This is a genomic window from Nonomuraea dietziae, assembly GCF_014195505.1.
Taxonomy (GTDB): Bacteria; Actinomycetota; Actinomycetes; order Streptosporangiales; family Streptosporangiaceae; genus Nonomuraea; species Nonomuraea roseola.
Map to the genome: position 1 here is coordinate 53,832 of NZ_JACIBV010000001.1, position 9,377 is coordinate 63,208.

The 9,377-nt window shown below is 69.2% G+C and carries 11 protein-coding genes; 4 read left to right on the forward strand and 7 right to left on the reverse strand.

All coding sequences use genetic code 11. The features are described from left to right. Positions 1 to 12 precede the first annotated feature (12 nt). Positions 13 to 897 (forward strand): alpha/beta fold hydrolase, encoded by an 885-nt coding sequence (locus tag FHR33_RS00285; RefSeq protein WP_183641818.1) that lies wholly within the window; start codon positions 13 to 15, stop codon positions 895 to 897. Between the two features lie 335 nt (positions 898 to 1,232). On the opposite strand, the gene FHR33_RS00290 is transcribed toward FHR33_RS00285, so the two are convergent. Together FHR33_RS00290 and FHR33_RS00295 are read right to left on the reverse strand one after the other, a co-directional pair. After that, entirely contained in the window at positions 1,233 to 2,024 is a 792-nt protein-coding gene (locus FHR33_RS00290) for a MerR family transcriptional regulator (protein ID WP_183641822.1), read from the reverse strand. Positions 2,025 to 2,046: 22 nt separating this feature from the next. Beyond that, positions 2,047 to 2,922 (reverse strand): alpha/beta fold hydrolase, encoded by an 876-nt coding sequence (locus FHR33_RS00295; protein ID WP_183641825.1) that lies wholly within the window; start codon positions 2,920 to 2,922, stop codon positions 2,047 to 2,049. 319 nt (positions 2,923 to 3,241) lie between these two features. Here FHR33_RS00295 and FHR33_RS00300 point away from each other — a divergent pair, with 319 nt between their 5' ends. Further along, a complete protein-coding gene (locus tag FHR33_RS00300) occupies positions 3,242 to 3,553 on the forward strand; it encodes a hypothetical protein (RefSeq protein ID WP_183641829.1) in 312 nt (103 codons plus the stop codon). 2 nt (positions 3,554 to 3,555) lie between these two features. Here the strand turns inward: FHR33_RS00300 and FHR33_RS00305 are convergent, their stop codons facing one another. The 4 genes from FHR33_RS00305 to FHR33_RS00320 form a co-directional block, all read right to left on the reverse strand. Then, complete coding sequence (locus FHR33_RS00305) at positions 3,556 to 4,332, reverse strand: SDR family oxidoreductase (protein ID WP_183659797.1); 777 nt, start codon at positions 4,330 to 4,332, stop codon at positions 3,556 to 3,558. A gap of 765 nt (positions 4,333 to 5,097) precedes the next feature. Next, positions 5,098 to 5,694, reverse strand: a complete 597-nt coding sequence (locus FHR33_RS00310; RefSeq protein WP_183641832.1) for a penta-EF hand family protein — start codon at positions 5,692 to 5,694, stop codon at positions 5,098 to 5,100. A 320-nt stretch (positions 5,695 to 6,014) separates the two neighbouring features. Beyond that, positions 6,015 to 6,191, reverse strand: a complete 177-nt coding sequence (locus tag FHR33_RS00315) for a hypothetical protein (protein WP_183641835.1) — start codon at positions 6,189 to 6,191, stop codon at positions 6,015 to 6,017. 224 nt (positions 6,192 to 6,415) lie between these two features. After that, entirely contained in the window at positions 6,416 to 6,874 is a 459-nt protein-coding gene (locus FHR33_RS00320; RefSeq protein WP_183641837.1) for a MarR family winged helix-turn-helix transcriptional regulator, read from the reverse strand. Between the two features lie 66 nt (positions 6,875 to 6,940). Here FHR33_RS00320 and FHR33_RS00325 point away from each other — a divergent pair, with 66 nt between their 5' ends. Continuing rightward, positions 6,941 to 7,477, forward strand: a complete 537-nt coding sequence (locus FHR33_RS00325) for an SgcJ/EcaC family oxidoreductase (protein ID WP_183641841.1) — start codon at positions 6,941 to 6,943, stop codon at positions 7,475 to 7,477. A gap of 24 nt (positions 7,478 to 7,501) precedes the next feature. Here FHR33_RS00325 and FHR33_RS00330 read toward each other — a convergent pair whose 3' ends face one another. Beyond that, complete coding sequence (locus FHR33_RS00330) at positions 7,502 to 7,705, reverse strand: hypothetical protein (RefSeq protein WP_183641845.1); 204 nt, start codon at positions 7,703 to 7,705, stop codon at positions 7,502 to 7,504. A 198-nt stretch (positions 7,706 to 7,903) separates the two neighbouring features. Here FHR33_RS00330 and FHR33_RS00335 point away from each other — a divergent pair, with 198 nt between their 5' ends. Then, complete coding sequence (locus tag FHR33_RS00335) at positions 7,904 to 9,331, forward strand: WD40 repeat domain-containing protein (protein WP_183641848.1); 1,428 nt, start codon at positions 7,904 to 7,906, stop codon at positions 9,329 to 9,331. Positions 9,332 to 9,377: the final 46 nt, after the last annotated feature.

The following is a 9,377-nucleotide window of genomic DNA, read 5'->3' on the forward strand; positions in this document are numbered from 1 at the left end:
GAGGGGGCCGCCATGGCCGAGGCCATCGAGAGCACGCGGCCCGCCTGGGTCGACGACGACCTGTTCCCCTTCGAGAGCCGCTTCGTCGACATCGACGGGCACACCGTGCATTACGTCGACGAGGGGTCAGGTCCCACACTGCTGCTCCTGCACGGCAACCCGACCTGGTCGTTCCTCTGGCGCGACGTGATCCGCGCGCTGCGCGACGACTTCCGGTGCATCGCCCTCGACTACCCGGGCTTCGGGCTGTCGACGCCGAGGCCCGGCTACCGTTACCTGCCCGAGGAGCACGCAGACGTGGTCACCGGGTTTGTCGACGCGCTCGGCCTCAACGGGGTCACTCTGGTCGGGCAGGACTGGGGCGGCCCGATCGGCCTGGCAGCCGCGCAGCGGCGGCCAGGCGTCTTCGATCGGCTGGTACTCGCCAACGCCTGGGCCTGGCCCGTCAACGGCGACCTCTACTTCGAGGCCTTCGCTCGCATCGCCGGCGGACCCCCGATCCGTTTCCTGGCCCGGCGGCTCAACCTCGTCGTCAACGCGTTCATCCCCATGGGCCACCGAAGGCGGAAGCCGACCGCAGCCGAGATGACCCACTACCGCCGCGCGCTGGACACACCCGAGCGGCGACAGGCCTCCGCCGTACTCCCCGGCCAGATCATCGCCAGCCGGGCCTTCTTCGCCGTGGTCGAGGCCGGCCTTGCCGACCTCGACCACCTGCCGACACTGATCGTGTGGGGCGACGCCCAAATCGGCTTCCGCCCCCAGGAGCGCGAACGCCAAGAAGCGATCTTCCCCGACCACAAGACCGTGATCATGGAGGGCGCCGGCCTCTACGTGGAGTCCGACGCGCCCGAGGAGTTCGTCGCCGCGATCCGCGACTGGGCAGCGACGCAGTAAGGGCGAGGGGGACCGAGCGCACCACCCCCCACCGTAATCGGCCTGATACAGCTTCACCCGGTTGATCTGCTTGATGCGCGTTCCACATGCGGCGACCGGGTGACGGCGAAGCCAGGCTCGGATTCCCCATGCGAGTCCCCGGTCGACGGGCGCGGCCTGACCCCGGCATGTGCGCCCTACGGTGAGGTGCGCCTTGATCTGAGCGCTCGGTTGAGCATCGGCGCTCTCGGCGGTGCATGAGGCAAGACGTCGCTGAGTTGTCGTTGCGATGGGACCAAGCCGTCGCCGCGCCCGGCGGATCGCCGCACTGTGGCGTCTTCCTGCGCGTACTGGTGCTACTGGGGAGTCACACCCGCTGTGGGGACCACGCGCTCGAGCTTGGTCCAGCCCGTCCAGCCTCGCTGCTTCAGCAGTTCGATCAGCCGACGCGCCGGTGGCACCGTGGCGAACGCCATCGTGTCCATCAGCTTGACGAGCGGTAGCTCGATATCGGTGTCGTCGACATAGTCCTCGCCCCGCTCGTCGGCCATTCGCGTGATGTAGGCGGCCAGTTTGTCGGCCAACTCCACCAGTCGCGGGTCGTCGTCGGCTCGGTCGAGAGCCTGGCTCAGGGTGAGGTAGAAGTCGACGAGCTGCGGGTCGGCGATCTGCTCCCGCTTGCGTGCCATCCACTCCGGGACCCGCTCGGGTGAGTGCGCGGCCAGTGGGATCCAGCCGTCGCGCTCGGCCTGGACGATCCGCTCATCGACCCCCAGCGCCCGCAGCCGGTCGAGATACTCGACCACCTCCGGAGGCAGCACCAGGTGCTCCCCGGCAGCGAGGCGGGCGATCCGCTCGCGATGCCGCTGCCGCTCACGGATCTCCGTCCGAAGCCTCCTGTCGATGTCCGCGATCGCCGCGGCGAACTCCTCCTCGCCGGCCCGCAGCAGATCTCGCACCCGCGCCAGCGGGACCCCGGCCTCGGCGAGGGTCCGGATCTTGATCAGCTCGACCACGGCGCCGGCGTCGTATCTGCGGTAGCCGGAGTGGTCCCGCTCGGGCTCCGGTAGCAGCCCTTTGGCGTGGTAGTGCCGCACCGCGCGGACCGTCACTCCGGCGTACGACGCCAGCTCGCCGATGGTCAGCATCAGATCAGTCTCCAGAGGTTGCTCAAGAGGTCACCTCCGTGTCGCGGATGATCTGGGCGACTTCCGGGGCATGGGTGAAGACCAGCTGGTGATCGGCGTCGAGCCAGGTGGTGGCGATGTGCGGGTGCTCGCGGACAAGCCGCTCGACGCCCGCACGCCAGTTCTGGTTGAACCGAGGCGCGTGTCCTTCGCCGCTGTCGCCGGCCATAGAGGTCGACATGATCATGGTGATGGGCCGGTCAATCTTGCTGTACCGGTCGAGGATCCCGGACCGGATCACATCGATCTCGAGGTTCAGGTCGAGAATCTCCTGGGCGGTGAGCAGCACCTGACGCGCGGTGCCCCGCTTGGCGTCCTGCTGCGTCGCCATGTCCTCCCACATGGCGCGGAACTCCGGCAGGACGGCCTCGGTGAGGAACGGTTCGGGCACCGGGTTCGCCCCGTCGATGAGAACAAGCCCGGCGACGGCGTCAGGATGCTCGGAGGCATAGTGCACGGCCAGGTCAGCGCCCAACGAGTAACCCACCAGCACAGGCGCCGCAGGCAGGTCGCGGTTTCCCAGCTCCGCCATCACCGCGTCCAGATCGCTGAGGAAGGCCTCGAAGGAGTACCGGTCGGCGGCCGAGGCGAGGCCATGGCCCCGCAGGTCGAAGGTCACCACGTCGTGGTCGCGTCTCAGCAGCTCGGTCAGCTCGCGCAGGTCGGCCTGGGTCGAGTTCAGGCCAGGGCACAGGACCAGCGGTCGTCCCCGGCCCTCGTGAGACACCGGGATCGTGACGCCGTCGTGGTGGATGGTGAAGTGCCGGATCGTCCTGTCGCCTCTCTCCGCTCGCTCTCCATCATTGTCGTGCTCGTCGTACAGCCCTGCGACCTCGATCGCACTGGTTTCCTTGGTCATGCCACCATGCTGAAAGCTTGCCCCTGCGTCAGGGTCAAGCGGTGACCTGACGTCCATCCCTACGGTCGACGCCACCGTGGAGGCCGTCGCCCATCTGGTCGGTACTCCGACGCGTACGCGCTGAGCGTCGCCTTCAAGCGCGTCCTCGGCGTCAGGCCGGGCGAGCACCGCGCCGCCGGCAGGCGGCAGGGCATGCCCGACCGGCGGAGAGCGAGCTGACAAAGGCGACACCTCCGCCCGGCCAGATGCGGAAACGGGACAGGAGGAGCGCGGGGAGAGAAGATGGGACGGCGAGCGTCGAGATCAGAGGAGCGTCGGGATGGATTCGTTCGGGCCGTACGACAGCGAGGCGCAGACCAGGCGAGAGCCGCTCGCGACCGAGATCCGCGCGCTCCACGAGTCCGGGCAGCTGAGATCGGGCGACCCCGACAGGCTCGTCGACGCCGTCCAGAAGAAGCACCTGCTCGACTTCTGCGAGCAGGCGGGCATCGACCTGGGCGTCTACGACGTGCGCGTGCTCGCCTGGCTGGCGGGGCGGGACCCGAGCGCGGTCCAGGTGGTGCTGGGCCTCATCTCGAGGGCGTACGAGGCGGGCAGGAAGGCCGACACCGTCGCGGGAGCCGCCCCATGACCTCAGGCGAAGCCGCCGTTGCTCATCAGGAGCTGGCCGTTGACCCACTGGCCCTGCGGTGAGCAGAGGAAGTCCACGAGGTGGGCGGTGTCCTGAGGCGTGCCGAGGCGGCCGAGCGGTGTCCTGCCGACGCAGGCGGCCCGCAGCTCGTCCGACATCCAGCCGGTGTCCACCGGCCCGGGGTTGATGACGTTGGCGGTGACGCCCAGGTGGGCGAGCTCACGGGCGGCGGCCAGCGTGATGCGGTCGAGTGCGCCCTTGCTCGCGCCGTAGGGCAGGTTGCCGACGGTGTGGTCGCTGGTCAGGCTGATGATCCTGCCGCTTCCGTGGGCGAGGGCGAAGCGCGTGCCGTACTCCCTGATCAGCAGCCAGGTGGCGCGCGCGTTGACGGCGAAGTGCCGGTCGAAGCTCTCGACGGTGGTGTCGAGCAGCCCTGAGTCGACCGACTCGCAGTGGCACATCACCAGGGCGGTGACGGGGCCGAGCAGCCGTTCGGCCTCGTCGAAGACGCGCGCAGGGGCTTCGGGGTCGGCGAGGTCGGCCTCGATCGCCGCGCCGGCCGCTCCGTGCTCGGCGAGGGCGGCGGCGGTCGCCTCGGCCGCCCCCTGTTCGACGCCCCATGCCATGCGCTCGTCGTAGGGGGTCCAGTAGGTGTAGGCGATGTCCCAGCCCGACGCCGCGAGCCGGCGGGCGATGCCCGCCCCGATGCCGACGGTACGGCCCACGCCCGTGATCAGCGCGAGAGGACGGGAGGTGGCGGGGAGGCGCTCGGTGGTCATGCTCACGGGAGGGAATCGTCGAGGATCGGCGCGACCCGGGGCAACCGCTTTGTTCCCGCCGCCGTCGCCGGAGGGGAGTCCTGAGTCCTCCCGAGGCGCCGCCCTGTCAGCAGGGACGGCAGGCAGATGGCGCCGACGCGGATGGCGATGACCAGGCCGGGGGCGTCAACCTGCTCGAATCCTGCGCCAGGTCATAGCGGCCCGGAACGAGCGCACAGCGGTCGCGCCCAGGTGTGATCCTCGGGCTCCTCTCACGCTTCGACGCGCAGCCGCTGGAGATCCCTTGGCCTTCACGCCGATGGTGCGTGAAAGGCCAAGGGAAGTGGGTCACATCTCGCCGGCTACGCCACCCTGGCGCAGGTGGTGTCGTTGAGGGTGAAGGCGGCGGGTACGCCGTTGGTGCTCTGGGTGGAGGAGCCGTTCAGGCCGTGGTACCGCCGTCGCCGCCTTCCTCCTCGAAGGGCTGGAAGATGGCGTTCCACCATTGCGTGCGGTCGACGTTGTGCACGTAGAACTAACACCCACAACAAGCATGAATACTTCGTCGGCTTCATCGCACCTGGTCAGGTGTGGCGCTAGGTAGAGCCGCATTGGTCTCCTGATCGCGGGGCCAGCGCTCGTGTCCGCAGGCTATGGCCTGACCTGGCCTGGGTGGCGTTGGTGAAGGAGAAGTCCGCGATGCCGAACACCGGAGCGCTCGACCGCCTGCTCACCCCTGCACACCGCGCCTTCCAGGCCGACGCTGGTCGAGATGGCCCTCACTGCTCAGTAGACCTCGCTCTTGTTGTTGACGATCTCGTCGAGCAGGGTGGTGGCCTCGGAGTACCGCTGAGCCGTCGAGCTGTTGACCGGCAGGGCCAGGGTGGCGAAGCCGTATCGGACGGCTTCTCCGACCGTGCGCGTCCCGAGCTTGCGGGTGAGCTTGCTGTCGATCTGCGTGGAAGCGTTGATCTGCCGCGCGGCAAGGTCGAACAAGGTCGCCAGCAGCTGGAACCTGGCGGGACCCGGCTGCGGCCCGCTCGCCGACAGCACGGCCCCGGCCTCGGAGTTGTCCAGCGCCCCGTTTCCCGAGCTGTCGAACTGCTGGTAGGTGGCCTGAACCCGGGCCAGCAACTCGGCTGTGCGCGCCTCCGGGTGGGTCTTCCAATAGCCGTGCGAGCGCGGGTCTCGGGTCGGCGTGACCTCGGTGATCGTCGTGGTGGCCGTCGCGGTCACCGGCTCGTAGGTGCAGCCGTTGGCGTTGCCGTACGTCGCAGCGGCTTGGTCGGTCAGCTTGGCCCCGGCGGTGAACAGCAGGCTGGGCCTGGCCGTGAACCGCACGGACCAGTCGGCGGACGCGGCCACGTCGCCCAGCGACCACATCAGCGTCGTCGTCCCGTCGGCGTTGCGGGTGACCTTGGTCGGAAGCGCAGCGAGTGAGGACTTACTCGTCTAGGCCGCTGACCGTGGCCTCGCCGCGGCGGCGAAGGCCGCGCCCTGACCAGCTGGTCAGGTCCTCCTGGCCCGTCGCCAGCTCGTGGCTGGCGACGGGCTTTCGTTTTCTCGAGAAGGTCCAGATCGGCGCGGTAGGCGCGCAGCGCGTCCAGCCGCTGCCCGGCGCACCAGCGCAGGTAGCCGGTCAGGTCCGCGAGGTAGGGCGGCGGTGGTGGCCGGCGAGGGCCGGGTGTGCAGCCAGACGGCGGTCAGCCGGTGCAGGCCGTAGCGGTCGGCCAGCCGCAGCGGCCCAGGCCGGGCAGCGCGGCGACCGCGGCGGTGACCGCCTCGCGCCGGTCGGCGGCCGGCTGGCGGGCCAGTGCGGCGGCGCTGAGAGCCACGGCGTTCAGCCCGGCCGTCACGACCGCGCCGACCCTCTCGTCCACACGCGCCGACGCGGCGAGGTCGGCGGAGGCGGGGTGCGGGGCTGGTCGAGGCGGCCGTCGGGCGCGGGGTAGCGGGTGCGGCACCGTACTCCGGGTCGTCGTACTCCATAAGAGGCAAAGCACTGTTCGTGGCAGTAGTGCATGAGCCGCTCGCGCACCTTGGTCAGCGGATGCATGCTCGGTCTGTCACCGCTGGCAGACAGTCAGTGTTACCCGGTTCCAGCTCAGGACAGGGTCCTGACGCGGGCGGTCTGCTCCTCTTGGACTCTGCGGGCGGTACGCAGGAAATCGAGGATGATGGCCAGTTCGTCCGGCCCGTACTCCTGCAGCGCCTGGGCGCCCGCCTGGCCGACCGGGACGAAGATCTCGGTCTCGGCCGAGCGGGCGGCGTCGGTCGCGGCGACCAGGACGCGGCGGCGGTTGCCCGGATCGGGGGAGCGGAACACCATGCCTGCGCGTTCCAGCCGGTCGATGACCGTGGTGGTGGCTGCCGGGCTGAGCTTCAGCGCGAGGCTGATCTGGCCGGCGGGCACTGGGCCGTCGGCCAGCACCACGTCGAGGCAGCGCAGGTCGGTGCGGTTGAGGCCGAGCCGGGCGGCGGCCGCCTCGTCGAAGACGTCGAAGCTCTGCTGCAGCTGCCGGAGCTCCATGGCGATCTCTCCAATGACGACACGTTTCGACATTCGAAGCTTTCTGTTATCGTACATTTCGCTAGTCGAAACGATGATAGCATCTGCGGAGGCACCACCATGCGCTCAATCACTCCCACCGGATCTACCGCCAGCACGCGAACCGGCGACACCGCTCAGATCGAAAGACTCTTCATCGACTTCCTGGCGGCCTGGACGGCGGGTGACGCCGAGTCGTTCGGCGCGCTGTTCACCGACGACTCCGACTACGTCTCCTATGACGGCACCATCGCCCGCGGCCGCCGCGAGCACCAGCACAACCACGACAAGCTCTTCCGCGGCGTCCTGGCCGGCTCGGCGCTGGTCGGTGACCTGGAGTCGGTCCGCTACCTCACGCCGGACGTGGCGATCGTGTACGGCACGGCCTCCGTCCTGATGCCGTGGCGATCCAGGCTCCCCAAGCGGCGGCTGTCACGGCAGACCATCGTCGTGGTGCGGACGGAAGCCGGCTGGAAGATCAGCGCCATTCACAACGGCCGCGTCCGCCCCGTCACTGTTCCCGAGCCCGACGCGTTTCCTTCCAAGATGTCCCAGCTGATGGCGCGTATCGCCCACCGCGTCAAGACGCCCGCGACCATAGACCCGACAGTGCACTGATTCTGTCCAGTCTCTTGTTCCGTATCAACGGATGAAAGGCCAGAACGCTGTGGGCGTTCTGGCCCTCCAGACCTTCGAGAGGACGGGCGTATTAGCGGTCTTGCGGCGCTGGTCAGGGCTGGGCAGCTCGGCGACCGGGGCGAGCACGTCGCCTTGGATGCGCTTGTGCCGCATGCGCAGCTGCCGCCAGGCGGTCACCCATCCGAGATTACGAACATTTCGGCTCATGGCCGCTTCCGGCCGCATCTCGGCCGGACCCGCTCTTGGCGTCCAGCTCCAGCCGGATGGTCCCACCACCCCAGTCGTCCCGACACGTGCCAATAGGCGTGTGACAAGGCGATAGGTCCAGGGGTCACGGCGAATCCGGTAGGCAGGGGATAGGACGATTCGATATATAGGACCTTTCATCCCTGAGCTGGAGTCCTGATGTCGGAAACCGATTCTCCCGAAGTGCGATCGCGGCGAACTGGCCGAGGTGCGCACCTGCTTGCCATAGGCGTGGCGGTGGCCCTTCTCGCCGTGGGGGTGGTGGCGGTGGTCGGGGTGAACAAGTGGTGGAATGTGCGGGGCATTTCCTCGGCCCGTGAACTCGCGCTGCGCGGCGTGGCAGCCAGAGGCGATGATCGAACCTCTGCGGTGGTGCTGGGCGCGGCGGCGGTGGCGGCCCACCCGGACAAGCTCAACCGATCGGCCTTGGGGGAGACCCTACTGTCCGGTCGCCGTGGCGTCGCCGCGCCGGCCGGGGCCATACGGGCGATGGCGTTGAGCGACGACGGTCGGACAGCCCTGATGTCGATCGTCGACCAGGGGGTCACCTGGCGGAGCCTGGATTCTCCCATCCAGGAGGAGGTCCCCCTGAAGCTTGGCCTTGATGAGGAGGCGCTGGAGGCCTCCATCGAAGAGGAGGGCCGGAAACGGGAGGCCCCGTTCGTGGCGAGCATCCCCTTGGAGGGCGAGGCCAGCGCCACCGCACTGGAGGTGTCGTCCGATGGACGACAGGCGGTCATCGGGGCTCTTGACGGGTCGCTCGGCCTGTGGCGGTTGGATGACTCCGCCAGGCCGGTGCGGGTGGCCAAGGTGCCGGGCCAGAACTCCTTCATGGTCGCGAGCGTGGCGCTCGCTGCGGACGGCAGGACCGTCCTGGCAGGCTACGAGCGTGGCAGCGTGCTCGTGTGGGATCTGTCCAGGGGGGAACAGCTGGCCACGCTCCCGGGGCACAGCTCGTGGATCGGCGGGGTGGCCTTGAGCGACGACGGACGGGTCGCGGTCACGATCAGCCGAGGCAGCGGATATGTCTGGAATCTCGCCGATCGGAGGAGTCCGGTCCGGGTCGGCGCCATCCCGCGGGCAGGAGTCGACGGGGAGGGGCTCGACCTCAGTGCGGACGGCCGGACGGCCATGATCGGTGGCCAGCTCTGGAACCTATCGAACCCGGCCCGGCCCACGCTGGTGAATCCCGTGGCCAAGGAGGTGGATGGCGTCTCCCTCTCCTCGGACGGGCAGGTCGCTCTGACCACAGACGGCGCCGGGAGCGCGACGCTGTGGCGGATCGCGGACCCGGCGCGGCCCGTCAAGGTCGCCGAAGTCGCCGGAGTGGGGGAACTGGACTTGGACTACCTCACGATGTACGACGTCAAGGAATCGCCAGGCTCAGCGATGCTGAGCGGGGACGGCGGGACGGTGCTGGCGGTGAGCGCCGAAGGCGGGGCGCTGTTCATGGACGTCGCGGGGCTCAGCGGCGATCCGCTCCGGGATGCCTGCGCGGAGATCGCGGAGGATTCGACGGCGGGCTTGGTCAGCATGAGGGAGCGACTGGCCGGCGGGAGCTTCGTCGAGCCGTGCGACGGTGGGTGAGCGCCTACGGCCGGTTGTTCGGCAGGCACCAGTGGGTGGCGGCTCG

What these genes read in the sequence shown, in the direction of transcription:
- FHR33_RS00285 (WP_183641818.1), top strand. Translation starts at nt 13, where the DNA reads ATGGCCGAGGCCATCGAGAGCACGCGGCCCGCCTGGGTCGACGACGAC.
- FHR33_RS00290 (WP_183641822.1), bottom strand. Translation starts at nt 2,024, where the DNA reads ATGCTGACCATCGGCGAGCTGGCGTCGTACGCCGGAGTGACGGTCCGC.
- FHR33_RS00295 (WP_183641825.1), bottom strand. Translation starts at nt 2,922, where the DNA reads ATGACCAAGGAAACCAGTGCGATCGAGGTCGCAGGGCTGTACGACGAG.
- FHR33_RS00300 (WP_183641829.1), top strand. Translation starts at nt 3,242, where the DNA reads ATGGATTCGTTCGGGCCGTACGACAGCGAGGCGCAGACCAGGCGAGAG.
- FHR33_RS00305 (WP_183659797.1), bottom strand. Translation starts at nt 4,332, where the DNA reads ATGACCACCGAGCGCCTCCCCGCCACCTCCCGTCCTCTCGCGCTGATC.
- FHR33_RS00310 (WP_183641832.1), bottom strand. Translation starts at nt 5,694, where the DNA reads ATGTGGTCGCTGGGCGACGTGGCCGCGTCCGCCGACTGGTCCGTGCGG.
- FHR33_RS00320 (WP_183641837.1), bottom strand. Translation starts at nt 6,874, where the DNA reads ATGTCGAAACGTGTCGTCATTGGAGAGATCGCCATGGAGCTCCGGCAG.
- FHR33_RS00325 (WP_183641841.1), top strand. Translation starts at nt 6,941, where the DNA reads ATGCGCTCAATCACTCCCACCGGATCTACCGCCAGCACGCGAACCGGC.
- FHR33_RS00330 (WP_183641845.1), bottom strand. Translation starts at nt 7,705, where the DNA reads ATGAGCCGAAATGTTCGTAATCTCGGATGGGTGACCGCCTGGCGGCAG.
- FHR33_RS00335 (WP_183641848.1), top strand. Translation starts at nt 7,904, where the DNA reads ATGTCGGAAACCGATTCTCCCGAAGTGCGATCGCGGCGAACTGGCCGA.